The following is a 25,141-nucleotide window of genomic DNA, read 5'->3' as shown; positions in this document are numbered from 1 at the left end:
TGTCATTGGTTGTATTATACCAATGACATTCCAACTTAGTAACATTAAATTCAAGCCCTTGTCCGATCTTTACGCTGACGGCGCTTCATCGAGTCATTTGGTTCTCGTCTGAGTGATTTGGAGACTGCGATGATCATGGCGATAAGGACGAGCCCGAATGGCAGTCCCGCCAATAGCGAAGCGGCCTGTAGGCTTGTCAGACCACCAGCGATGATCAGAGTGACTGTAAGGAAACCAAGTAGTACACCCCAGATGACTTTAAGGCGTGTACTTGGTGCATCAGTATTCCCGGAAGTCATACCTGCCACGATGAACGTTGCAGAGTCTGCTGATGTCACAAGGAATGTAAAGATCAGCAGTATAGCCAGAGCAGAGAATAATTCAGTCAGCGGCAGCTGATCGAACAACGCGAAAAGTGCAGCGGTATCATCCTCCAGAACGAGCGCTCCGATATTCGTGCCATTAAAGAGGTCAGAGTAGATTGCCGTACCACCGAGAGCTCCGATCCAGAGGAAGGAAAGTATAGGTGGAATGATGAGGATCCCCATTACATACTCGCGTATGGAACGTCCCTTGGAGATCCGGGCGACAAAGGAACCGATGAAAGGACTCCAGGCGATGACCCACGCCCAGTAGAATACCGTCCACTCCTGCACCCAGACTTCACCGGTATAGGGTTGCATGCGCAACGAATACCCGACATAGTTGGATAAATAATCACCAAGTCCCACAACGATGCTCTCCATAATGAACGTGAAGGGACCAACGGCCATTATGAAGATGGTGATGACAGCGGCAAGCAGCATATTAAGGTTACTCAACCATTTGATGCCGCGTTTCAGCCCAGTCGTCGTCGATAGTATGAAGAAGCCTGTCATCAGAGCGGTAAGTATGATTTGAGTCAATGGACCCGATGGGATGCCGTAGGCTATGTTCAAGCCGCCATCCATCTGCATGATGCCAAGGCCGACTGATGTGGCCATACCTGTGACAGTCGCGACCACGGCAAGTATATCTATGGACTTTCTCAGCTTCTGATTATAGTCGTTGCCAAGTATCGGCTCGAGTGAGGTCGAAACGAGGCCGTCTTTCTTCTTGCGATATTGGTTGTAGCCAATGGCAAGACCGGCTACACCAAAGATGGACCATTGGGAAATCCCCCAGTGGAAGAACGAATAGCCCATGGCCATGCGCGCCGCCTCGACGGTTTCAGTCTCTCCACCCGGAAAAGGTGAGATCATATAATGACTCATCGGTTCTGCGACACCGAAGAATACGAGCCCTACACCCAGTCCGCCGGAGAACAGCATGCCAATCCATGAGCGGAAGGAAAATTCAGGCTTCGAATTATCTCCTCCGAGCTTGATGCGACCGTATGGCGAGAGTGCCAGGAAAATCAAGAATAAAGCAAAACCAAATACTGCAATCATGAAGAACCAGCTGAACAATCCGGCAATCCAGCCATAGACTGAGCTTGATGCGGCTTCGAACTTGCCAGGTATGATCGTTGCCACCAAGGCAGCAGCGATGATGATTGAAGCGGCGGTCCAGAACACCAACCCTAGGCTTGACCCTTTTTTTGGCTCCAGGTTCTTATCCGGTCGTTTCTCTTTTTCGAATTTGGAACTTTTCTTCGACTTATCCCCCTTTTTGGGATTACTGTCTAAATTGTCATTGTCCAAAATTTCTCCCCCTAAAATATCTTATTATATACCGTTGTACCCCCGTTGTGTCGAGATTAAACACCATTAAAACATTGAATATCAAGCTGACTATTTTTATACTGGAAAGGGTATAATAGTTATCATAACAAAATGACATTACATGTCAAAAAGGGGTTTTGGATTATGGACCAGATAAGTATCCGGCCGTTTCAGGAGAATGATCGTGAGACTCTAGCGGCTTTCAGATTGAGTGAACAGCAACAAGTATATTCCAGCTTGCCGACTGATGTGGTCGATGATGCTGTTGATGACCCTGATCGTGTACCTTGTGTGGTATTGAACGGGGGAGGAACGATCATTGGGTTTTTCGTGCTTCATAAGCATTATCAGCATGAAGGTTACGACACACCACACGAAGTGGTCTATATAAGGTCGCTATCGATTGATGAAAAGCTGCAGGGCCGCGGATATGGAACGCAGGTGGCGATGCGGCTGCCCATCTATATACAGGAGAACTTTTCGAATTTCGATCACCTATACCTTGTTGTGGATGCTGAAAATACAGCAGCCTGGAATCTTTATGAACGAGCCGGGTTTACACATACGGCAACAAAGGAAGATGGTCCGATAGGGAAGGAACGTCTTTATTACCTGGATTTGGATAGCAAGTATGTACATAACATCAAGCTGGGGAGGGATGACGCTGTACAGTTGCCGGCCATCAAAATCGATATAGTCAGGAACCAGAAGGAGACGATCGGGGAGATAAAGGGCAAGGTCGATCGGGCGGAGCTTCGGATTACGCATCTGCATGTCAAGGCTCAGGAACGTGAACGCGGTGTTGCCTCAAGTGCAATGCGTCAGATCGCCACTTTCCTCAGACGCGATATGCCAGAAATCAAGCAGCTGACCATTTTGACCGATGATGCAGCAGGGTGGCATAAGCTGTTTGAAAAGGGTGGATTCGTCATGATGGAAGATGAAGGTGGACAGCAGAAATTCGTGAAGTATGTAAACTATTGAATAAGTGCTTGATTCATGTTCCAATTACATGTAAGATATCCTGTGATATTCGAGACTGGAAAGGATGAATGAGATGAGACTGGATGACTACTCCAAGCAGATGCTGGATGAAAACTCCTTTATCGAAATGGCACATATATACCTTGAAGATGTAGGCAAGGAAGTGAACTTGTATGATATTGTCGACAAGTTCAAGGAGTTGGGCGGATATTCAGATAAGGAGATTGAAAACCGCATTGTGCAATTCTACACCGATTTGAATACAGATGGCCGTTTTCTGAGTACAGGCGAAGGCCTGTGGGGACTCAGGGATTGGTACTCGGTAGATGACATATCCGATAAGATCGCACCAACAATCCATAAGATCGAGCTTGCCGTGGAGGATGAGCCGATTGAAGAAGATATCATCGATCAGGATAAGGAACTTGTGGAAGACGATACAGAAGATCTTGATTCCCCATTGTCAAAAAATGAAATCTCAGGCAAGGAAGAAGTCGATGAGACCATCGATGAAGATATAGAGTACGATGATACGGATGAACTTGAAGACTCCTACGAAGATAAACCCGATCTCTAGAAAAACAACTTCCAGTTGACATTCAGGTTAAAAGTGATATTATTTTTATTGGGCTCCCTGAAAAAGGGATTGTAAAGAACGGCTCCTTTTCACCAAGTGTGGAAGGGAGCTATTTTTATTTTTCACAGGAGGAAGTGCAATGACTAAATATATTTTTGTGACCGGCGGGGTTGTTTCTTCTCTGGGCAAAGGCATTACGGCAGCATCACTTGGAAGGCTTTTGAAAGATCGTGGCTTTTCGATCACAATACAGAAATTCGATCCGTATTTGAACGTAGATCCAGGGACCATGAGCCCATATCAGCACGGTGAAGTCTTCGTCACAGAGGACGGGGCGGAGACGGATTTGGATTTGGGGCACTATGAACGGTTCATCGACATCAATCTCCATAAATATTCAAACGTCACAGCGGGGAAAGTCTACTCTGAAGTAATACGCAAAGAACGTCGTGGGGATTATCTCGGCGGCACAGTCCAGGTGATTCCACACATCACCAATGAAATTAAATCCCGTCTGATCCAAGCCGGCGAGGAATCGAATGCGGACATCGTGATAACTGAAATCGGCGGTACGACCGGAGATATCGAATCACTGCCTTTCCTGGAAGCCATCAGACAGGTGAGGAGCGACCTTGGACGTGAGAATGTCATGTACATCCATTGTACATTGCTGCCATACATTAAAGCGGCCGGTGAAATGAAGACCAAACCGACCCAACACAGCGTCAAGGAACTCAGAGGGCTCGGCATCCAGCCTGACATGATTGTCGTGCGCTCCGAACATGCCATGGGCGAAGATCTGCGTGATAAGATTGCACTCTTCTGTGATATCGATAAAGACAGCGTCATAGAAGCGAGAGACGAGTCAACCATCTACAACATAGTGATCAGGCTGCAGGAACAGAAGATGGATTCACTCGTCATCGATAGACTTAAACTTGGTGAACATAGGGAAGCGGAACTGACAGACTGGAAGCACCTGCTGCAGAACCTTGAAAATATCGATAAGAAGGTGACCATCGGTCTTGTCGGTAAATATGTGACGCTTCAGGATGCATACTTATCGGTGGCGGAGTCATTGAGACATGCTGGCTATGAACGTCAGACCGACATCGACATCAAATGGATCAACTCAGAATTCCTGACACCGGAAAATCACGAAGCTGAGCTCGAAGGCGTCGACGGCATCCTGATACCAGGTGGTTTCGGTGAACGCGGTGTGGAAGGGAAAATATATGCACTCCAATATGCACGTGAGAACAACATCCCGCTTCTTGGCATATGTCTCGGCATGCAACTTGCCACTGTGGAATTTGCACGCAATGTAGCTGGTCTTGAAGGTGCCCATTCAAGTGAACTGGATGAGGACACTGCGCATCCTGTCATCGATCTGATGCCGGACCAAAAAGATGTCGTGGACCTCGGAGGTACATTGAGGCTCGGCAGCTTCCCTTGTGAAATCAAAGAAGGCACTAAAGCGCGCAAGCTCTATGGCGTTTCGCATGTAGATGAGCGTCATCGCCACAGGTATGAGTTCAACAACAAATACAAGACGCAGCTTGAGGAGAAGGGCATGATATTCTCCGGCACTTCTCCAGACGGCAGGCTCGTTGAGATGATCGAACTTAAAGATCATCCATACTTTGTCGCCGTCCAGTTCCATCCTGAATTCCAATCCCGGCCGACACGGCCGCATCCCCTGTTCCAAGGGCTTATCAATGCATGTTTGGATTAACATGTTGAAGAGCCACGCAACCATTAGGGTTGCGTGGCTCTTTTTATATGCGGTAACGATAATCATTGTCATCATCCACATAAAATACAAACAAACATGCTGACAGATCATGAAACCGATCAGGGGGGTGGGTATAATTGAAGTACAAGGATAATACTTAAGGAGTGGTCGAATGAACAAGCTCCAGTTGTACTTCACAGTCATTTCAGGTCTATTGATTGCTGCAGGATTCTACCTGGAACGTTTCACGGAAGTGTCATGGTATCCATTGATCTTTATCTTGGCATTTGTCATCGGGGGATGGTTCCAGGCTAAAGAGGGCGTGCAGCACACAGTGAGGGAGCGGAAGCTGAATGTTGAACTGCTCATGATTATTGCAGCGACCGGCGCATCCATTATAGGGTATTGGTTTGAAGGAGCGATCCTCATATTCATCTTCAGTGTCAGTGGGACACTTGAGGCCTATGCTGAGACCAAGACCCGTGATGCTGTTGGGTCATTGATCAAAATGAAGCCGAACACTGCCAAAAAACTGTCGGCAGACGGAGGATATGAAACAGTGGAAGTGGATTCGCTGGAAATAGGAGATGTAGTAGTCGTCATGCGGGGAGACGTCTTTCCGATAGACGGTATTGTTATAGAGGGCTCGACAGAAGTCGATGAGGCATCTCTGACGGGCGAGTCCATACTGGTTGATAAAAGTGTTGATGACACTGTGTTGACAGGTTCCATCAATGAAGGGGGCGTAGTATCTGTCAGGATGACGGTGGACAATGAGGAAACCATCTTCAATCGGATGATAGAACTGGTGAAGGAAAGCGAAAGTGTACCTTCGAAGCGCGCACAATTCATAGAACGGTTCGAAAACAGGTACGTTTGGATAGTGTTGATCACAACAGGTTTCATGCTATTTATGCCACATTACATTTTTGGATGGGGATGGAATGAGACCTTCTACCGTGCAATGGTGCTTCTGGTCGTCGCTTCGCCATGTGCAGTGGTGGCTTCCATTACGCCAGCTACCCTTTCAGCTATATCGACCAGTGCCAAAAAAGGTGTGCTGATTAAGGGTGGGAGATACATGGAGCAGTTGAATGAAGTGGATTTCGTCCTGTTTGATAAAACAGGCACACTGACTAAGGGAGAACCCGCCATTACACATTTTGAAGTAGTGAAAGAATCCGAACGGTCACGCATAGCGGCGTTCATCTATGAACTTGAACGCTCCAGCAACCATCCGCTCGCAGTCAAGATCAAGAATCACTTTGAAGGCATGAAGCAAGAAGGTGTGACGGCAACAGATGTCCGTGATGTGGTAGGTAAAGGTGTAGAAGGTATGATTGGAGAGAGACATGTCCAAGTGTTCAAAGCACAGGATGATGATTTCATGGAGCCTTATAAATCACAGCTTTTGGATAGTGGGCATACTGTTACGATATATATCGAAGATGGCATAAAAAAAGCGCTCATCGCTCTTAAGGATGTAGAGCGGGAAGAGGCTTCAGATATAATCGGAACACTTAATAAGCTTGGCAAGGAGACGATTATGATCTCTGGTGACAACCAGAAGGCAGCAGAATCAATCGCGCATTCAATTGGTATAACTAAAGCGATAGGGGACCAGAGCCCTGAAGACAAGGTGAAGCACATAAATGCCTATAAGGAAAAAGGGATAGTGGTGATGGTGGGTGACGGCGTCAACGATGCGCCAGGCCTCAAACAAGCCGATATCGGAGTCGCCATGGGTAAAGGTACGGGAATTGCGTTAGAGACGGCAGACATCGTTTTGATGAATGAGCAGTTGAAGCGCATACCCGAGATGATGGCTGCATCAGCTCGATTGAATCGCATAATCGCACAGAACCTGTTATTTTCAGTCGCTGTCATTACCATTCTGATCATTTCGAACTTCTTTCAGGCAATCAATCTGCCCCTAGGTGTCATCGGTCATGAAGGGAGCACCATCTTGGTCATCCTGAACGGCCTGAGGATGCTTTCAGATCAGGAGTTCAGTACGCTTCATTCGTCATTTCGTCCACAAGGATGAACAGGTGATCATACAGGTATAGGAATGCAGAAATATAAGGGTTAACAATTTTGTCGAAATCAGGTGTCGGAACCAGGGGACGCGGGGAGGATAAGTCGATATAATGGTGGAGTGAGTCCAGTATTTCTGCTTCATGCTTATTATAATTCGAGATGAGTACGAATTCCTTGTCCGCTTCTCCAAGCGCATTGACCAACTGTTTGACGGGTTCATCAAACTGGTCTGCTATAACCAGGGTCCGGTCCGGGGCGTCCAAGGATTCGACTGTTTCGAATGGTTTGGCCTTCGGCAGGGAGAGTGCCCCTTCCAGAAGGTATGATTGGATGCCGGTGAAATCGTGGAAAGTGGCCAGCCGGACTTCCCCCTCGCTGCCGACAGCCTGGGCAATCAGGCGTGCTGCCATTTCGATTTCTTCTTCCTGGGCGTTTATATGATTATATATATTCGTCAGTTGAGTCTGTAGAATCTTATCCATAAGATCACTCCATTCATGGTAGTCAGTATTTCAATGGTACCAAATCATTACCCGAAATAAAATGTATTTGCTATAATCACAGTTATGCAATAAAGCAAACAATCTACAGGAGGAAAATTAGATGCCTTTAGTATCAATGACGGAAATGCTTAATAAAGCAAGAAAAGAAGGATATGCAGTTGGCCAGTATAACGTCAATAACCTGGAGTTCGCCCAAGCGATCCTGACAGCTTCACAAGAAGAGAATGCCCCGGTCATCCTGGGCGTTTCAGAAGGTGCGGCGAGATATATGAGCGGCATGACAACTGTCGTTAAAATGATTGAAGGCCTCATGCACGATCTAGACATCACAATACCGGTGGCCATCCATCTGGACCACGGGTCGAGCTATGAGAAATGTGTCGAGGCGATTGGTGCTGGATTTACATCAGTCATGATAGATGCTTCACATGGCCCATTTGAAGACAATGTCGCCACAACAAGGAAGGTTGTTGAGTATGCCCATGAAAGGGGCGTCTCCGTCGAAGCCGAGCTCGGTGTCGTTGGAGGCCAGGAAGATGATGTTATAGCTGACGGTGTGATCTATGCCGATCCTGCAGAGTGCCGCGAACTGGTTGAGAGGACAGGCATCGATTGCCTCGCACCTGCACTCGGTTCGGTGCATGGTCCATATAAGGGAGAACCGAATCTTGGGTTTGCGGAAATGGAGGAAATCGGCAACCAGTCCGATATTCCATTGGTGTTGCACGGTGGTACGGGGATTCCGACTAAAGACATCCAAAGGTCAATCTCTCTTGGAACCGCTAAAATCAATGTCAATACCGACAACCAGATTGCGTCAGCACAGAAGGTCAGAGAAGTCCTGGCCAATGATTCTGAAGTATATGATCCACGTAAATACCTCGGGCCTGCAAGGGAAGCAGTCAAAGAGACTGTACGCGGTAAAATCCGGGAGTTCGGCACTTCAGGTCAAGCGTAACAGTCCATGAAAAGCCATCCACTAAGGATGGCTTTTATTTGATTATTGAAGCAGATATGTATACAGTTTGAGAAGATCTGGCAGCCATTGCCGACTGGGCGTGACTGTTTTATAATGAATGAATAACCTAAATGGAGGTGCCTTAAGTTTATGAAATACTTTATCGATACAGCAAACATGGATGAAATCAAAGAGATACACGAATGGGGCGTATTGCGTGGTGTTACCACCAATCCATCGCTTGTGGCCAAGGAGAAGGATATATCCTTCCATGACCGTCTTGTGGAAATATGCGAGTTGGTTCAAGGGCCGGTAAGCGGCGAAGTGATTGCGCTTGATGCAGCAGGTATGATTGAAGAGGGACGTGAACTCGCGAAGCTTCACGAGCATATCATCGTCAAGATTCCGATGACTGATGAAGGAATGAAAGCAGTGAATGTCCTGTCATCTGAAGGCATAAAGACAAACGTGACGCTCGTATTCAATACTGTCCAGGCGCTCACCGCAGCCCATGCCGGCGCTACTTATGTGTCTCCGTTCATCGGCAGACTGGATGATATCGGCCTCGATGGCATGAATCTCATCGCGGACATCCGACACATCTTCACGGTTCATGGAATAGGTACGGAAATAATCGCTGCCTCAATCAGAAATGAAGGCCACGTCCATGGCGCAGCGGTAGCAGGTGCAGATATTGCTACAATCCCTTATAAAGTATTGAAGAAACTCACAAGTCACCCATTGACTGACAAAGGCATCGACCAGTTCCTGAAAGACTGGAACAGCCAAAAGGGCCAGTAGGCATTCTAAATTAAGGAGAACGACTATGGTTAAAGAAGTGATAAAAGTCAGAGGAGGCAGGAAACTCTCCGGCGAAGTAGAGATCAGCGGGGCGAAAAATAGTGCGGTCGCCCTGATACCTGCATCATTAATGGCGTCAGAAGGGGAAGTGATCCTGGAAGGTTTGCCGGAGATTTCCGATGTAAAGACATTGATGAGTCTTCTTAATGACCTGAACGTCACCACGGAACTCGACGGCACAACATTGCGCATCAATGCTGAAAAAGCAGAAAATATGCCGCTGCCAAATACAAAAGTACAATCCCTAAGAGCATCCTATTATATGATGGGGGCGATGCTTGCACGGTTTAAGAAGTGTGTGATCGGACTCCCGGGAGGATGTCCGCTCGGTCCCAGACCGATCGACCAGCACATTAAAGGATTTGAAAAACTTGGCGCCAAAGTGACGAATGAACATGGTGCCATGTACCTTGTTGCAGAAAAGTTGGAAGGTGCGAGAATATTCTTCGATATGGTTTCGGTAGGGGCGACAATCAACCTTATGATTGCTGCGAGTAGTGCAGAAGGAAAGACGGTCCTTGAAAATGTGGCTAAAGAACCGGAAGTCGTCGATGTAGCTTCGCTGCTCAATAATATGGGGGCTGATATCCGAGGTGCTGGAACAGACACCATCAAGATCCATGGGGTGGAATCACTCCATGGCACCACCCATAATATCATCCCAGACCGCATAGAAGCGGGTACCTATATGATTACAGCGGCGGCGGCAGGAGAGGACTTTACGGTGCAAAACATCATTCCGACCCATATGGAGTCACTTACGGCGAAGCTCGAAGAACTAGGCGTCCAGATTGAAATGGGAGATGATTGGGCGACCATCAGCAAACCTGAAAATTATCGGCCGATTTCAGTTAAGACCCAAGTATACCCAGGATTTGCGACTGATCTGCAACAGCCTCTAACCCCGATACTCTTTATGGCGGACGGGGTAAGCAAGATTACAGAGACGATTTATCCGGCCCGTTTCAGACATGTCGATGAACTGAGCCGTATGGATGCGAAAATAGAACAAAACAGCGGCTCGGCACTGATTTTCCCATCAAAATTAAACGGGGCCGACGTCTATGCAAGTGACCTTCGTGCTGGAGCGAGTCTTCTCATCTCAGGCTTGATCGCTGAAGGTGTGACAACGATCCACAATGTGAACCATATAGATCGCGGCTACACGGATATCGTCAAAAAACTGAAGGATTTAGGCGCTGACATCTGGCGCGAAGAAATAAAAGAAAACTGATTAAAGGCCCGGACAACTGTCCGGGCCTTTAATCGGGAAAGGAGGGTGGCCGTATCGAACCTTTATCTTTAGCACCCTCTAGTGTAGAATATGTAAAGGTAATTCTCCTTGGAAAGCCTCTGTAGCACATCCTCAATTAAAAACACACCTAACCATCTACTTAAAAATGAAAGTGACGTGAATATATGGCTGAGAGAGATGAAAATGGACTTAAATATGAGTCCTTTGATGCCCTATACAAGAAAAATAATACAAAAGAACTGACAGTGCGCGCCAAAGAGCTCGGCCTCTCCAACTACAGCCGGCTGAACAAGAAAGAACTGGTCCTCGCCATCATGGAAGCCCAGATGGAGAAAGACGGCAACTATTATATGGAAGGTGTACTCGATGACATCCAACCGGATGGCTATGGTTTCCTGAGGACGGTCAACCTCTCCAAAGGGGAGAAGGACATATACATTTCTGCTTCACAGATCCGTCGGTTCGAGCTCAAAAAGGGCGATAAAGTCACAGGTAAAGTACGCCGGCCGAAAGAGAACGAGAAATACTACGGATTGCTGCAGGTCGACTTCGTCAATGACCATAATGCAGAGCAGATAAAAAAGCGCCCGCACTTCCAGGCACTTACGCCGCTCTATCCCGATGAGCGCATGCATCTGGAGAATCGACCTGAAGATCTATCGACGCGGATCATGGACCTTGTCACTCCGATCGGTTTTGGTCAGCGGGGGATGATCGTCGCCCCACCTAAGGCAGGTAAGACTTCCCTTCTTAAAGAGATCGCCAATGCGATCACCAAAAACCATCCTGAATCAAAATTATTCATCCTCCTCATCGGCGAACGGCCTGAGGAAGTGACAGATCTCGAGCGGTCTGTTGAAGATGCGGAAGTTGTGCATTCGACCTTCGATGAACCGCCTGAACACCATGTCAAAGTTGCTGAACTGCTTCTTGAACGTTCGAAGCGGCTTGTGGAGATGGGCGAGGATGTCGTGGTGCTGATGGATTCCATCACCCGGCTCGCGAGGGCGTATAATCTTGTGATTCCGCCAAGCGGCCGTACGTTATCCGGTGGACTTGATCCGGCAAGCCTGCATCGACCGAAGCATTTCTTCGGTGCGGCGAGAAATATAGAGGCCGGGGGCAGCCTGACCATCCTGGCGACCGCATTGGTGGACACAGGCAGCCGCATGGATGATGTAATCTATGAAGAGTTCAAAGGGACCGGCAATATGGAACTGCATCTGGACCGCAACATGAGTGAACGGAGGATTTATCCGGCAATCGATATCCGGCGCTCGAGCACCCGTAAAGAAGAACTGCTTCTCGATAAGGGGCAGCTCGAAGTATTATGGCAGCTCCGGAACTTGTTCACGGACTCTCCGGACTTTACCGAGAGGTTCCTGAAGATATTGAAGCAGACCAAAACAAATGAGGAATTTTTCGATGTGCTGCGCCAGCGGATGCTGTCTTCCCATTCGACGGGCCGCCCGGTCATCTGAATTGAACAGAACGGTTGATTCTTTCTATTCCAACGTGTATAATGCAAAAGTATCGAAGTGGGCAACCCACTAATAACTCTGTTCCAGATGGTTCAGGGCAAAGGAGCTGAAAAGGTAATGAAACAAGGAATTCACCCGGAATACCACAGAGTGACTGTAAAGTGCTCATGTGGCAACGATTTTGAAACAGGATCAGTTAACAGCGAGGACATTACAGTAGAGGTTTGTGCTGAATGTCATCCATTCTATACTGGACGTCAAAAATTCGCATCTGCGGATGGCCGTATTGAAAAGTTCAACAAAAAATTCGGTTTCAAAAGCGCAAACGAATAAGAGTATCCAAACTGTATCGGGTTATATTCCGATACAGTTTTTTTATTTCCGAATATGATATAATTAACGAGATTAAAGAGACGAAAAGGTGAAAATATATGTTCGATCAACTTGAAATAATTGAAAATCGTTATGAGATGCTGAATGAACTGTTGAGCGACCCGGAAGTGGTCAGTGATTCAGATAAGCTGAGAGAGTATTCGAAGGAGCAGAGCGATCTGCAGAAAACCGTCGAAGCATTCAGGGAATATAAGCAACATAAGGAGACTATTGAAGAATCGCGGATGATGATGCAGGAGACGGATGACAAGGAAATGCTCGAAATGCTTAAAGAAGAGATTTCGGATTCGGAGAAGAAGATACCTGAACTCGAAGACAGATTGAAGTTGCTCCTTATTCCAAAAGATCCAAATGACGACAAGAACGTCATCATCGAGATAAGGGGTGCAGCAGGAGGAGACGAAGCGCAGATTTTTGCAGGCAACCTATTCAGGATGTATTCGCGCTATGCAGAAGAAAACAACTGGAAGATAGAGGTCGTTGAGGCGAATGCCAGTGATCACGGAGGATACAAGGAGATCAGCTTCATGATCCAGGGAGATGCAGCATTTTCAAAACTCAAGTTCGAAAATGGCGCACATCGTGTCCAGCGGGTGCCTGAGACTGAATCTGGTGGCAGAATCCACACCTCCACCGCGACTGTTGCTGTATTACCGGAAGTGGAGGATGTCGAAATAGATATCCGCAACGAAGATTTGAAAATAGATACTTATCGTTCAAGTGGTGCAGGGGGACAGCACGTCAATACAACCGACTCAGCAGTGCGGATCACCCACCTTCCTACAGGAACGGTAGTGACTTCCCAAGACGAAAAATCACAGATCAAAAACCGTGAACGCGCCATGAAAGTCCTCAAAGCACGTGTATACGACATGATGCAGCGCGAAGCGGAAGCAGAGTATGCTGAAAAACGAAAAAGCGCAGTCGGTACCGGGGACCGTTCTGAAAGGATACGCACATACAACTATCCGCAAAACAGGGTCACAGACCACAGAATAGGACTGACTATCCAGAAGCTTGACCAGATCATAGAAGGTAAGCTGGATGAAATCATTGAAGCGCTGACAATCGAAGAGCAGACGAGCAAACTGGAAGAATTGAACAATGCCTCCCTATAGCTATCGGGATATGGTGAGGGAAGCAGAAGCTTCTCTTATCGCGCATGGGAAAGAACCACGCATAGCCGTTCTCCTGCTGGAAGATTTGCTTGCGATGGACACAACGAGTCGACTTGTGAATGGCCATCTTGAAGTGCCGGATGCAGCGCGGGAATTATATCAGCGAGCGTTGGAGAGGGTGGAGCAAGGGGAACCCTACCAATATGTTTCGGGCGTGGCGTGGTTTTACGGCGAGGCGTTCAAAGTGAATGCCCATACGCTGATACCGCGCAATGAAACCGAAGAGCTTGTGGCACTGGTGCTCGAAAAAGAGAAGGATGATGGGCGCACGATAGTGGACATCGGTTCGGGCACAGGCGCAATCGGAATCACTTTGGGCAAGGTTTGGAAAAAGAATGAAGTGATTTTAACTGATCTATCGGTTGAAGCCCTGCATGTAGCTGCAGAGAATGCCAAAAGGCACGGGGTTAGTCCGCAGATGTTGTCAGGAGACCTCTTTGTTCCACTCATCGAAGGCGATATCAAAGTGGATGCCATCGTCTCAAACCCCCCGTACATCAGTCGATCAGAGCAAAGATATATGGACGACTCAGTAATTCTGCACGAACCGGAACTGGCACTCTATGCAGAGGAGGCCGGACTCGGGCTGTATAAAAAAATGATCAGGCAGCTGGCCAATGTTTTGAAACAGGGCGGGCGCGTCTATTTCGAGATTGGCTGGAAGCAGGCTGAAGCTTTGAGTCGCTATGTAACGGAATGTTGGCCGGGTACGCAACCTGAAATTCTAAAAGATATAAACGGAAACGACAGAATACTTCACTTCAGATGGGAGGGGTAGTATGGACACAAAAATATGGGAAGTTGAAACGGGTCAACTGGATACAATTGAAACTTCTGAAAAGATGGATGAAATAAAGACCGCCTTCGAATATGGGGAAGTGATCGGCATTCCCACAGAAACAGTCTATGGTCTGGCGGGCGATGCACGAAATCCTGAGGCGATACAGAAGATATTTGCAGCCAAAAACCGGCCTGGTGACAATCCTCTTATAGTACATATATATGATGTGGCACAATTATCCGAATTCACTGAGCCGCTCGATGTCAAAGTAGAAACATTGATGGAACATTTTTGGCCAGGGCCGATTTCCTTCATTCTGCCGCTGAAGGGGAATATGCTTGCAAGCAATGCGGTGGCAGAACTGGACTCGGTGGCAGTCAGGATGCCAAGTCATCCGGTCGGTCGCGCACTGCTTCGTGAAGTCGGTTTTCCTTTGGCCGCGCCGAGTGCGAACTTAAGCGGAAAACCTTCCCCTACAGATTACAGTCATGTTATAGACGACTTGAACGGCAAAGTCTACGGAGTAGTCGCAAGTGAACCGGCAACCTATGGATTGGAAAGTACAGTGCTCGATTGCACAAGGTTCCCTTATCGCATCGCGCGGCCGGGGAGCATCACACGGGAAGACTTGGAAGATGTTTTGGAAGAAGTTGTCGGAAGGCATGAATCTGCCGACAACCAACCGATTGCACCAGGCATGAAGTATAAACACTACGCTCCTCACCAGCCGCTTGTGGTCATCGAGGGGGGTCTTCGCAACAATACACATCTACAGGTTGAAGAAGGCCAAAAAATGGGTGTCATTGCGCCAGAAACAACGAGGGAATATGTGCCCGAAGGGGCGCAGTTCATCAGTCTATGTTCCACAGAGCAGGCCTATCGGGAAGCGGCACGCAATTTGTACGCAGCATTAAGGAAGATGGACAAATCCGAGGTGGATATCATATATATTCAAGGATTCCCGAAAAATGCTGAAACAGAAGCGTTGATGAACCGCATTTATAAAGCGACCGGCAATGAAATAATCAAGGGAGAATCGTCATGAGGATAATTTTCGTCTGCACTGGCAACACTTGCAGGAGTCCGCTGGCAGAAAGTTATGCAAAGGCCAGATTCAAGGACAAGGATATTGTTTTTGAATCGAGGGGATTGATGGCTGGTGCTACAGACATCAATGATCGCTCAGCAGCAATCATCGACCGTGAAAACCTGGAGCGGCCATCTGCACCCAGTCAATTGATGGCGGCAGATACTGCCGATTCATTGTTACTTGTTATGACAGCCAGCCATAAAGATATAGTGGAAAAACAATTTCCAGAAGCAGATGTGCGGATGATGAGCGAATATGCTGGGGAAGGGATTGAAGACGTCATGGACCCTTACGGCGGTACGATGGATGATTATGAGGAGACTTTTGTACAACTTAAAAAATTCATTGATGAATTTGACTTGTGATTTGCTTATGAAGCCTTTTCTCTGTAAGCTTTTATTATATAATGTAAACGAGGTGAACCGTATATGAAAGTTATTATTGCTTCAGACCATGGCGGTTTCAATCTGAAACAGTCAATTGTTGCGAAACTTCGTGAAAAAAACGTTGATTTTTCGGATTTCGGTCCCGATTCCGACGCTTCTGTGGACTATCCGGACTTTGCACGACCTGTTGCAGAGAAAGTGGCTGCTGGTGAATATGACCGGGGCATACTGATCTGCGGAACTGGTATCGGCATGAGCATTAGTGCGAACAAAGTCAAAGGTATTCGCTGTGCTCTGGTCCACGACACATTTTCCGCACGTGCCACCCGAGCCCATAACAATTCCAATATTCTGGCGATGGGAGAACGAGTCATCGGTCCCGGCCTTGCAGATGATATTGTAGATGTCTGGCTGGCGACAGAATATGAAGGAGGTAGACATGAACGAAGAGTTTGCAAGATTGAAGAATGACCTGGACGCATTGGTTTCACAACTTGAAGCTGTAGACTTTTTCAGAGCAGGAGAAGATGTGCTGATTGGCTGTTCAACATCAGAAGTGATGGGTCACCGCATCGGAGAAAATAGCTCAGAGGAAGTGGCTGCGTTGATATTTGATGTGTTCAGCGAAAAGGCTGGACAGCACAATGTCAACCTTATGTTCCAGGGCTGCGAACACATCAACCGTGCAATTACGATGGAAAGGCACGTCGCCGAAAATAGACGTTACCCGGCTGTCAGTGTCGTGCCTCACCGCTCGGCAGGAGGCAGTCTGAGTGAATATGCCTACCATCACTTCGACTCCCCAGCGGTTACTGAACATGTGGCAGCAGATCGGGGCATTGATATCGGCCAGACCCTGATTGGAATGCATATCAAGCCTGTAGCCGTTCCACTCAGGGTGGAACAAAAGACGATAGGACAGGCTAACGTCACAATCGCCTACTCAAGACCTAAGCTTATTGGAGGTCCACGCGCGCACTATTAACCTAATTATTAAGGAGAGAGAACATGTCACTTATCGAGTCTCAAGATCTTAAACTTTTTGAAGCAATGGAAGATGAGCATAACCGTCAAAAAAATAATATTGAACTGATTGCCTCTGAGAATTTTGTGTCAGAAGCGGTAATGGAAGCACAAGGTTCAATACTCACCAATAAATATGCAGAAGGCTACCCCCACAAGCGATATTATGGCGGGTGTGAATATGTGGATATCGTAGAAGATCTGGCTCGTGAACGTGCGAAGGAACTGTTTGGTGCCGAGCATGCAAACGTACAGCCCCACTCAGGTTCACAAGCGAACATGGCTGTCTATATGTCTGTTCTAAAACCAGGGGATACTGTGCTTGGCATGAACTTGAATCATGGTGGTCACCTTACGCACGGCAGTCCTGTGAACTTCAGTGGTAAGCTCTTCAACTTTGAGGAGTACGGTGTGGTAAAAGATGGAGAAGTCTTGGATTACGATGAAGTACTGGAAAAAGCCAGAGAACATAAGCCTAAAATGATTGTGGCTGGGGCGAGTGCCTATGCACAAGAGATAGACTTCAAGAAATTCCGTGAGATAGCTGACGAAGTAGGTGCTTATCTGATGGTCGATATGGCACATATCGCCGGGCTTGTCGCAGCTGGACTCCATCAAAACCCGGTACCATATGCTGATTTTGTCACTTCGACGACCCATAAGACATTGAGAGGGCCGCGTGGTGGCCTCATACTCACTACAAGCGAACATGCCAAAAAAGTTGATAAATTGATTTTCCCAGGCATCCAGGGAGGGCCACTCATGCACATCATCGCTGCTAAGGCAGTAGCTTTTGGTGAGGCGTTGAATCCTGGTTTCAAGGAATATCAAGATCAGGTGCTGAAAAACGCAAAAGCTCTGGCTGCCAGACTGGCTGATGGCGGATTGCGCATCGTTGGCGGCAAAACGGATAATCACCTTGTGCTTGTCGATGTCAAAAGCTTTGGTCTTACTGGTAAGCAAGCAGAAGAAGCACTTGATGAGATCGGCATCACATGCAATAAGAACACCATTCCGTTCGATGAGGAGTCCCCGTTCGTTACAAGCGGCATCCGTCTGGGTACACCAGCTATGACGACGCGCGGGTTCAAGGAAGCGGAAATGGAAAAAGTGGCGGATATCATCGTAGAAGCTTTGACAGCGGTCAAAGAAGGTCAGCAGTTCGAGGAACTCAGGGAAAGAGTGACTGGACTTACTGATGGTTTCCCACTGCATAAGTAAATTCGAACTGCCGGAGCAAAACATTGCTCCGGCACAATTGGGAAAAAAGGAGGAAAAATATGTCTAAAGTACAAGTAATGGAACATCCATTAATCCAGCATAAGATGGGATACATCAGAGATAAAAACACATCCACTAAAGAGTTCAGGGAACTGGTGGATGAGGTCGGTATGCTGATGGCATATGAAGTGACCCGGGACCTTTCCCTTCAAGATGTTGAAGTGGAAACGCCTGTCACACGGACTACAGAGAAGCGGTTGAGTGGTAAAAAACTTGGTATTGTACCAATTCTCCGCGCAGGTCTTGGAATGCAGCAGGGGATATTGAAACTGATTCCATCTGCGAGGGTGGGCCATGTTGGCCTATACCGGGATCCGGAGACGTTGGAGGCGATAGAATATTATGCGAAATTCCCTGGTGACATTGAAGAACGTGATATCTTCGTAATCGATCCAATGCTCGCAACAGGGGCTTCTGCAGTTGAAGCGATTACAGCTGTTAAAAAGCGCGGGGCGACTAAAATTCGGTTCATCTGCCTGGTGGCGGCTCCTGAAGGTGTGGACGTTTTGAGAGAAGCACATCCGGATGTGGACATCTACATTGCAGCACTTGATGAAAAGCTCAATGATGCAAGCTACATCGTACCGGGGCTCGGAGATGCCGGTGACCGTTTGTTCGGCACAAAATAGAGAAAATAGATCATGAGGAGAAAGAACATGAAAAAAATTATGACGGTTTTCGGCACGCGGCCGGAAGCAATCAAGATGGCACCTCTTGTATTGGCGCTTAAAGACGATCCCGAACTGGAACCGATAGTCGTCGTTACGGCACAGCACAGGGAAATGCTCGATCAGGTACTGTCGATCTTCGGCATTACACCTGACTATGATTTGAATATCATGAAACAGGGGCAGACACTCTCTGAGGTGACAGGTCGTGTCATTACAGGGCTTGAGTCAATCATTAAAGAAGCGGAACCAGATATGATGCTCATTCATGGGGATACGACGACGACATTCGCAGGAAGTTTGGCTGCGTTCTACAGTAAGGTGGATATTGGGCACGTTGAAGCGGGCCTCAGGACCCACAATAAATATTCGCCTTTCCCGGAAGAAATGAATCGACAGATGACAGGTGCCCTTGCAGACCTGCATTTTTCACCGACAGAAACATCAAGAAACAATCTGCTTGAGGAAAATAAAAAACCAGAAACGATTTCAGTCACTGGCAATACCGCTATAGATGCACTGAGGACGACAGTTGACACCTCATACCAGAGCGACATCATCAGCAAGCACAAAGACAAAAAGGTCATCCTGCTCACTGCGCATAGGAGAGAAAACATCGGTACACCGATGGAGAATATCTTCAGTGCAGTCAGGGACATCGTAGAGACGTTCGCAGATGTTACAGTGGTGTATCCAATGCACAAAAATCCTAAGGTGAGGGCCATAGCAGATAAGCACCTCTCAGGCCATGACCGGATTGAACTGATTGAACCGCTGGACGTGGTCGATTTCCATAACTTTGCAGCAAACAGTCATATTATACTGACGGATTCCGGAGGCGTCCAGGAAGAAGCGCCATCACTACAAAAACCAGTGTTGGTGTTGCGTGATACCACAGAGCGTCCCGAAGGCATAGAAGCAGGGACTCTAAAGCTGGCGGGTACAGAAAAGGAAGACGTCTACAGACTGGTGAATGAGCTTCTCACGGATGAGGAAGTATACAAAAAGATGGCTCAGGCCAACAATCCATATGGGGACGGTCGGGCTTCTTTAAGGATCTGCGAAAACATCAAGTACTACTACGGCATCCTCAATGAAAAACCAGAAAGTTTCAAAGCATGACCAATTATGTCTATAATATGTCAGAATCAAACTGAAATTAAATTAATATGTCCATAATATTGACATAAAAAAAGCACTCCTATATCATTACAAGAGTAATGTAACGGTTTACAACGAAAGCCGTATAATACACTAGGAGACAGTGTTAAATTGCCATTTCTGAGACGATTTTCCCACCACTTTTTAAGGTTTCTGCTTTTCCCCCTTGTCATTAGCTTACTCATCTACCTGTTTACATCATCAACTTTTGCAGCAGGGTTCGCCCTAGGCACCCTTGCGTCCATATTGATGTTGTTCAATTGGTATTACAACCTTGATAGGGCTTATGGGGCAGTAGATGGAAAAATCAGGACTGGGACGGCGGCAAGACTTGCCATTGTAATTGTTACATGCTTATTCTGGGTGCGTTTCCCGGATATATTCAGCATTTTCGGTATAGGGTCGGGGCTCATGCTCAGCTATGTCATGATCCTGTTTCGTACTGTTAAAGAATTGACGGAGTGAAAGAGGTGAAAAAATGGAGCACGGAAATCCAATATGGACTATAGATGTTTTGGGTCTTCCAATTATATTCAACCTGTCTACAGTATTGATGATAGTAATTTCATCGCTCATTGTATTTCTAATCGCTTTCTTTATGACGAGAAATCTGGCAGTGAGACCGACTGGAAAGAGTCAGGTACTTATGGAAGTACTGATGAACTTCGTTAAAGGTATCATCTCGGGCAACATGGCCTGGAAACAAGGAGGAAGATTCCACTTCCTTGCCCTGACATTGATTTTATACATATTTGTATCAAATATGGTTGGGTTGCCTTTTGCCTTTGTTGCGCCGGATGCCGATCAGACACTGTGGTGGAAGTCACCGACTGCGGATCCAGCAGTAACTTTGACTTTGGCTAGTGTGATGATAGTCATGACGCATTACTACGGTATAAAGATGCGTGGCACGAAAGCATACATCAAATCTTACGTAGAACCGGTGTGGTTCATGGCACCGTTTAAATTCATCGAAGAATTCACATACAATCTGACACTTGGCTTGCGTCTTTACGGTAACATCTATGCAGGTGAAATATTGCTTGCACTCCTAGTCATGGTAATGACTTCAGGCGCTATAGGATTCATCGGCGGATTCATTCCAATGATGATCTGGCAAGGATTCTCAATCTACATTGGTGCAATCCAGGCATTTATATTCGTTATGTTATCAATGGTCTATCTTTCCCATAAGGTGAACGAGGATCATTAATATAAAAATTAAATTTTACTTTCAAAATATTTTAGGAGGAACTATTTCTTATGATGAATCTACTCGCAGTAGGTATCGCTGCTGGTCTTGCAGCACTTGGCGCAAGTATCGGTATCGGCCTTATCGTTTCTAAAACAGTTGAAGGGGTCTCCCGCCAGCCGGAAGCCCGTGGCCCACTCATGACAATCATGTTCATCGGTATCGGTGTTGTTGAGGCCGTTCCGATCATCGCAATTGTTATCTCATTCATGCTCATGTTCATGTTCTAAGAACCGTTACATCTGGCGAAGTCTTCTTTTAAGATTTCGCCGTCTTATTATGTAGATTGTAAAATAGATTGAAACTCTCGCGAAAGGAGTGTACATAAGTGGAATTTCTTATTTTAGGGGCTACGGAGACGATCCCATCAGCAATTGGGAGCAGTTTGGTACAGCTTGTAACTTTCCTCGTACTTCTTGGCGCACTTTCATACTTTGTCTGGAAGCCGTTGAAGAAAGTGATGGATGAACGGGAGCAGCTGATCCATTCGGAGATAGATGAGGCTGAACAGCGCAGAATGGATGCTGTCAAACTCAAAGAAGAAAATGAAGCTGTGCTCAGAGAGACACAGACTGAGATTTCAGCAATGATGGATAATGCTAAAAACCAGGCCAAAAAAGAGCAGGAAGCAATTATCCACGATGCGAATACGCGTGCGAATCAGATGATGGAGACAGCTAAGGCGGATATTGAGAGAGAAAAAGAAAAAGCAATCCGCGACATCAATGATCAGGTCGGCGAAATTTCCGTCCTGATTGCAGAGAAGATGATTGCTAAAGAAATCAATCAAGATGATCAAAAAGATCTGGTTGAAAGATACCTTCAGGAAGCAGGGGGTAAATAATGTCCAGCTCAGCACAGAAATACTCTGAGGCGCTGTTCAATGCAGTCGAAGAATCAGGACAGCTTGAAGCAGCCCGCAGAGATTTTGACGAAGTGATGAAAGCTTTCAAGAACACTCCTCTGTTCACGAAGTTCGCGGAAAATCCGCGCATCCCAATGAATAAGAAAAGAGAAGTCCTTAAAGAAGCATTCAATGATATTGTCGAACCTTTGCGCAACGCACTGCTCATTCTGTCAGATCGCAATAAATTAACTGAAGTGACATCGGTCTACAACTCCTTCATCGATAGATATAATCGTCATCATAATCAAGAGAATGTTGTGATCGAGTCCGTCTACGAACTCTCTTCAGAAGAGATAGAAAGCATAGGGAAAGTCTTTGTCAAAAGAACAGGCCTTTCTAAACTGCTGATCGAAAATAAAGTCAATGAAGAGCTGGTCGGCGGAATCCGTGTGTTCATCGGAACAAAAGTATATGATGGCTCATTGAATACTAAACTGTCGGATTTGAGAAGCAAATTAAGAGAAAGTACTAATAGCTAATTAAGGAGTGACAATTGATGGCAATTAAAGCTGATGAAATAAGCGCTCTCCTGAAAAGTCAGATCGAAAACTATGAAGCAGATATGAAAGTAACAGACGTTGGTACAGTCATCCAAGTTGGTGACGGTATCGCACTTGCTCATGGTCTTAACGATGCAATGGCTGGAGAACTGCTTGAATTTCCAAGTGGTGTTCTGGGGCTTGCCCAGAACCTTGAAGAAAACAATATCGGTATCGTAATCCTCGGACCATACGACGATATCAAAGAAGGCGACGAAGTGAAGCGCACAGGTCGCATCATGGAAGTCCCTGTAGGTGAAGAACTTATCGGACGGGTGGTTAATCCACTTGGCCAGGCTATAGATGGAAAAGGACCAATCGGCGCAACTAAGACTAGACCGATTGAAAGTCCAGCTACAGGCGTCATGGCGCGTAAGTCAGTCGACGAACCCCTACAGACGGGAATTAAAGCGATTGATGCACTTGTCCCGATTGGCCGTGGCCAGCGTGAGCTGATTATCGGTGACCGTCAGACAGGTAAAACTACCGTGGCGATCGACACAATCCTGAACCAAAAGGATCAGGACATGATTTGTGTATATGTAGCAATCGGCCAAAAGGAATCTACAGTAAGGTCTACTGTCGAAACGCTCCGTCAAAACGGTGCCCTCGACTATACGATCGTAGTAACGGCTGGTGCCTCCATGCCAGCTCCGCTTCTTTATATTGCGCCATATGCTGGTGTATCCATGGCGGAAGAGTTCATGTTTAACGGCAAGCACGTCCTCATCGTATATGATGATCTGACTAAACAGGCGGCGGCTTACCGTGAACTGTCATTGCTTCTGAAACGTCCACCAGGCCGTGAAGCTTACCCAGGTGACGTATTCTATCTGCACAGTCGTCTGCTCGAACGTGCGGCGAAACTCAACGATGAATTGGGTGGCGGATCGATTACGGCATTGCCGTTCATCGAGACGCAAGCAGGGGATATCAGTGCGTTTGTCCCTACGAACGTTATATCCATTACAGATGGACAGATCTTCCTGCAGTCAGACCTCTTCTTCTCAGGTGTAAGACCAGCTATCAACGCCGGTCTATCAGTGTCCCGTGTTGGTGGTTCTGCACAGATCAAAGCAATGAAGAAGGTAGCGGGTACATTGAGGCTCGACCTCGCTGCATTCCGTGAACTGGAAGCATTTGCTCAATTCGGTTCCGACCTTGACGAAGCGACTGCTGCAAAACTCGAACGTGGTAAACGTACCGTCGAAGTACTCAAACAGGGTGAAAACAATCCATTGCCTGTAGAGCGTCAAGTTGCGATACTATACGCACTTGTCAACGGCCATCTGGATGAGATTCCTGTTGAAGATATTACAAGGTTTGAAGACGAGTTCCTCAACTGGCTCGATTCAAATGAGCCGGAGTTGCTAAAAGGCATAAAAGAGACAAAACAGCTTCCGGATGATGAAGCATATAAAACAGCAATCAACAGCTTCAAAAAGCTGTTCAACTCTTCCAATTAAGAATTGTGAATATAGAATAAGGTGGTGAATTCATGGCTTCACTAAGAGAAATAAAAGGTCGTATAGGATCAACTAAAAAGATGAGCCAGATCACTAGCGCCATGCACATGGTGTCCAACTCGAAATTGAGGCGGGCCGAGGAGAACACGAAGAGGTTCCAGCCTTATATGGATAAGATACAGGATGCTGTCCAGGCCATTGCTTCAGGCGACAATACAAGTTCCCACCCTATGCTCAGGGAGCGTCCGGTCAAGCGTACCGGCTATGTCATCATTACGTCAGACAGTGGTCTTGCGGGTCCATATAATGCGAACATCATGAAAGAAATCACTAGGCTGATCAGCGAGCGTCATAATGACAACCCGGAATCCTATGATCTCTTCGTAATTGGAAGAATGGGCTACGAATTCCTTGAGAATCAGGGCTACAGCATTACAAATCACCGCATTGGGCTTGAGGATCAGCCTGACTTCAGCAGTGTCAAAGAAATTGCGCAACAATCGGTTGCACAATTCGCGAATGAAGACGTTGATGAACTCTATATCATCTATAACAAATTCATTAATGTGCTTGAGCAGAAGGTCAACACAAGACAACTGTTGCCTTTGTCCGAGAGTGCGGTTACCGCGAATGAAACACAGGCTTCCAACCTCTCAACATACGAATTTGAACCGGATAAGGAGTCCATACTGGAGACGATTCTGCCACAATATGCAGAAAGTCTGGTTTACGGCGCACTCCTCGATGCAAAAGCGAGTGAACATGCTGCGCGTATGACAGCGATGAAGGCTGCAACGGATAATGCGAAGGAACTGGTTGACGATCTGTCATTGCAGTATAACCGTGCCAGACAGGCTGCGATCACTCAAGAAATCACAGAAATAGTCGGTGGTGCATCAGCACTTGAATAAAGAAAGAC

27 protein-coding genes are annotated in these 25,141 nt (G+C 46.9%); 25 read left to right on the top strand and 2 right to left on the bottom strand.

Annotated features, from left to right (window positions below):
- Positions 1 to 50: 50 nt before the first annotated feature.
- Entirely contained in the window at positions 51 to 1,682 is a 1,632-nt protein-coding gene (locus ABD734_RS01320) for a BCCT family transporter (protein ID WP_344700814.1), read from the bottom strand.
- Positions 1,683 to 1,847: 165 nt separating this feature from the next.
- Here ABD734_RS01320 and ABD734_RS01315 point away from each other — a divergent pair, with 165 nt between their 5' ends.
- The 4 genes from ABD734_RS01315 (at position 1,848) to ABD734_RS01300 (ending at position 7,046) form a co-directional block, all read left to right on the top strand.
- On the top strand, positions 1,848 to 2,687 hold the full coding sequence (locus ABD734_RS01315; RefSeq protein WP_344700813.1) for a GNAT family N-acetyltransferase: 840 nt from the start codon (positions 1,848 to 1,850) through the stop codon (positions 2,685 to 2,687).
- A gap of 73 nt (positions 2,688 to 2,760) precedes the next feature.
- Positions 2,761 to 3,264, top strand: a complete 504-nt coding sequence (rpoE, locus tag ABD734_RS01310) for a DNA-directed RNA polymerase subunit delta (RefSeq protein ID WP_344700812.1) — start codon at positions 2,761 to 2,763, stop codon at positions 3,262 to 3,264.
- A gap of 139 nt (positions 3,265 to 3,403) precedes the next feature.
- Positions 3,404 to 4,999: a CTP synthase gene (gene pyrG, locus ABD734_RS01305; protein WP_344700811.1), complete on the top strand. Its 1,596-nt coding sequence runs from the start codon at positions 3,404 to 3,406 to the stop codon at positions 4,997 to 4,999.
- Between the two features lie 172 nt (positions 5,000 to 5,171).
- The gene (locus ABD734_RS01300; protein ID WP_344700810.1) at positions 5,172 to 7,046 is read left to right on the top strand and encodes a heavy metal translocating P-type ATPase; all 1,875 of its coding nucleotides are present in this window, start codon (positions 5,172 to 5,174) and stop codon (positions 7,044 to 7,046) included.
- On the opposite strand, the gene ABD734_RS01295 is transcribed toward ABD734_RS01300, so the two are convergent.
- Positions 7,009 to 7,521 (bottom strand): DUF2529 family protein, encoded by a 513-nt coding sequence (locus ABD734_RS01295; protein WP_344700809.1) that lies wholly within the window; start codon positions 7,519 to 7,521, stop codon positions 7,009 to 7,011. The genes ABD734_RS01300 and ABD734_RS01295 overlap by 38 nt on opposite strands.
- A gap of 121 nt (positions 7,522 to 7,642) precedes the next feature.
- Here ABD734_RS01295 and ABD734_RS01290 point away from each other — a divergent pair, with 121 nt between their 5' ends.
- The 21 genes from ABD734_RS01290 (at position 7,643) to atpG (ending at position 25,133) form a co-directional block, all read left to right on the top strand.
- Positions 7,643 to 8,500 carry a class II fructose-bisphosphate aldolase gene (locus ABD734_RS01290; protein ID WP_344700808.1) on the top strand — a complete coding sequence of 286 codons (858 nt, stop codon included), beginning with the start codon at positions 7,643 to 7,645 and terminating at the stop codon, positions 8,498 to 8,500.
- A gap of 150 nt (positions 8,501 to 8,650) precedes the next feature.
- Positions 8,651 to 9,301: a fructose-6-phosphate aldolase gene (gene fsa / locus ABD734_RS01285; protein WP_344700807.1), complete on the top strand. Its 651-nt coding sequence runs from the start codon at positions 8,651 to 8,653 to the stop codon at positions 9,299 to 9,301.
- Between the two features lie 25 nt (positions 9,302 to 9,326).
- On the top strand, positions 9,327 to 10,595 hold the full coding sequence (locus ABD734_RS01280; protein WP_344700806.1) for a UDP-N-acetylglucosamine 1-carboxyvinyltransferase: 1,269 nt from the start codon (positions 9,327 to 9,329) through the stop codon (positions 10,593 to 10,595).
- Between the two features lie 185 nt (positions 10,596 to 10,780).
- Complete coding sequence (rho, locus tag ABD734_RS01275) at positions 10,781 to 12,097, top strand: transcription termination factor Rho (protein WP_344700805.1); 1,317 nt, start codon at positions 10,781 to 10,783, stop codon at positions 12,095 to 12,097.
- A 117-nt stretch (positions 12,098 to 12,214) separates the two neighbouring features.
- A complete protein-coding gene (gene rpmE / locus ABD734_RS01270; protein WP_344700804.1) occupies positions 12,215 to 12,430 on the top strand; it encodes a 50S ribosomal protein L31 in 216 nt (71 codons plus the stop codon).
- Positions 12,431 to 12,528: 98 nt separating this feature from the next.
- Positions 12,529 to 13,608 (top strand): peptide chain release factor 1, encoded by a 1,080-nt coding sequence (prfA, locus tag ABD734_RS01265; RefSeq protein WP_344700803.1) that lies wholly within the window; start codon positions 12,529 to 12,531, stop codon positions 13,606 to 13,608.
- Complete coding sequence (gene prmC / locus ABD734_RS01260; RefSeq protein ID WP_344700802.1) at positions 13,595 to 14,446, top strand: peptide chain release factor N(5)-glutamine methyltransferase; 852 nt, start codon at positions 13,595 to 13,597, stop codon at positions 14,444 to 14,446. The genes prfA and prmC overlap by 14 nt, the downstream gene beginning before the upstream one ends.
- 1 nt (position 14,447) lies before the next feature.
- The gene (locus tag ABD734_RS01255; protein WP_344700801.1) at positions 14,448 to 15,494 is read left to right on the top strand and encodes an L-threonylcarbamoyladenylate synthase; all 1,047 of its coding nucleotides are present in this window, start codon (positions 14,448 to 14,450) and stop codon (positions 15,492 to 15,494) included.
- Entirely contained in the window at positions 15,491 to 15,904 is a 414-nt protein-coding gene (locus tag ABD734_RS01250; RefSeq protein WP_344700800.1) for an arsenate reductase/protein-tyrosine-phosphatase family protein, read from the top strand. Before ABD734_RS01255 ends, ABD734_RS01250 begins: the two co-directional genes overlap by 4 nt.
- Positions 15,905 to 15,967: 63 nt before the next feature.
- Positions 15,968 to 16,396 (top strand): ribose 5-phosphate isomerase B, encoded by a 429-nt coding sequence (gene rpiB / locus ABD734_RS01245; protein ID WP_344700799.1) that lies wholly within the window; start codon positions 15,968 to 15,970, stop codon positions 16,394 to 16,396.
- Complete coding sequence (locus ABD734_RS01240) at positions 16,365 to 16,910, top strand: TIGR01440 family protein (RefSeq protein WP_344700798.1); 546 nt, start codon at positions 16,365 to 16,367, stop codon at positions 16,908 to 16,910. The genes rpiB and ABD734_RS01240 overlap by 32 nt, the downstream gene beginning before the upstream one ends.
- A 23-nt stretch (positions 16,911 to 16,933) precedes the next feature.
- Complete coding sequence (gene glyA / locus ABD734_RS01235) at positions 16,934 to 18,169, top strand: serine hydroxymethyltransferase (protein ID WP_344700797.1); 1,236 nt, start codon at positions 16,934 to 16,936, stop codon at positions 18,167 to 18,169.
- A 59-nt stretch (positions 18,170 to 18,228) separates the two neighbouring features.
- The gene (gene upp / locus ABD734_RS01230) at positions 18,229 to 18,858 is read left to right on the top strand and encodes a uracil phosphoribosyltransferase (RefSeq protein WP_344700796.1); all 630 of its coding nucleotides are present in this window, start codon (positions 18,229 to 18,231) and stop codon (positions 18,856 to 18,858) included.
- 27 nt (positions 18,859 to 18,885) lie between these two features.
- Positions 18,886 to 20,019: a non-hydrolyzing UDP-N-acetylglucosamine 2-epimerase gene (gene wecB / locus ABD734_RS01225; protein WP_344700795.1), complete on the top strand. Its 1,134-nt coding sequence runs from the start codon at positions 18,886 to 18,888 to the stop codon at positions 20,017 to 20,019.
- A gap of 150 nt (positions 20,020 to 20,169) precedes the next feature.
- Positions 20,170 to 20,523 (top strand): ATP synthase subunit I, encoded by a 354-nt coding sequence (locus ABD734_RS01220; protein ID WP_344700794.1) that lies wholly within the window; start codon positions 20,170 to 20,172, stop codon positions 20,521 to 20,523.
- Positions 20,524 to 20,536: 13 nt separating this feature from the next.
- The gene (gene atpB, locus ABD734_RS01215; RefSeq protein ID WP_344700793.1) at positions 20,537 to 21,271 is read left to right on the top strand and encodes a F0F1 ATP synthase subunit A; all 735 of its coding nucleotides are present in this window, start codon (positions 20,537 to 20,539) and stop codon (positions 21,269 to 21,271) included.
- Positions 21,272 to 21,324: 53 nt separating this feature from the next.
- Complete coding sequence (atpE, locus tag ABD734_RS01210; protein WP_031545243.1) at positions 21,325 to 21,540, top strand: F0F1 ATP synthase subunit C; 216 nt, start codon at positions 21,325 to 21,327, stop codon at positions 21,538 to 21,540.
- A gap of 98 nt (positions 21,541 to 21,638) precedes the next feature.
- Positions 21,639 to 22,154, top strand: a complete 516-nt coding sequence (locus ABD734_RS01205) for a F0F1 ATP synthase subunit B (RefSeq protein ID WP_344700792.1) — start codon at positions 21,639 to 21,641, stop codon at positions 22,152 to 22,154.
- Positions 22,154 to 22,696 carry an ATP synthase F1 subunit delta gene (gene atpH / locus ABD734_RS01200; RefSeq protein WP_344700791.1) on the top strand — a complete coding sequence of 181 codons (543 nt, stop codon included), beginning with the start codon at positions 22,154 to 22,156 and terminating at the stop codon, positions 22,694 to 22,696. The genes ABD734_RS01205 and atpH overlap by 1 nt, the downstream gene beginning before the upstream one ends.
- A 17-nt stretch (positions 22,697 to 22,713) precedes the next feature.
- The gene (gene atpA / locus ABD734_RS01195; protein ID WP_344700790.1) at positions 22,714 to 24,222 is read left to right on the top strand and encodes a F0F1 ATP synthase subunit alpha; all 1,509 of its coding nucleotides are present in this window, start codon (positions 22,714 to 22,716) and stop codon (positions 24,220 to 24,222) included.
- Between the two features lie 32 nt (positions 24,223 to 24,254).
- A complete protein-coding gene (atpG, locus tag ABD734_RS01190) occupies positions 24,255 to 25,133 on the top strand; it encodes an ATP synthase F1 subunit gamma (RefSeq protein ID WP_344700789.1) in 879 nt (292 codons plus the stop codon).
- Positions 25,134 to 25,141 lie beyond the last annotated feature (8 nt).

It is taken from the genome of Salinicoccus jeotgali, from assembly GCF_039538805.1.
Classification (GTDB): Bacteria; Bacillota; Bacilli; order Staphylococcales; family Salinicoccaceae; genus Salinicoccus; species Salinicoccus jeotgali.
This window is presented reverse-complemented; position numbering and strand designations above follow the sequence as displayed.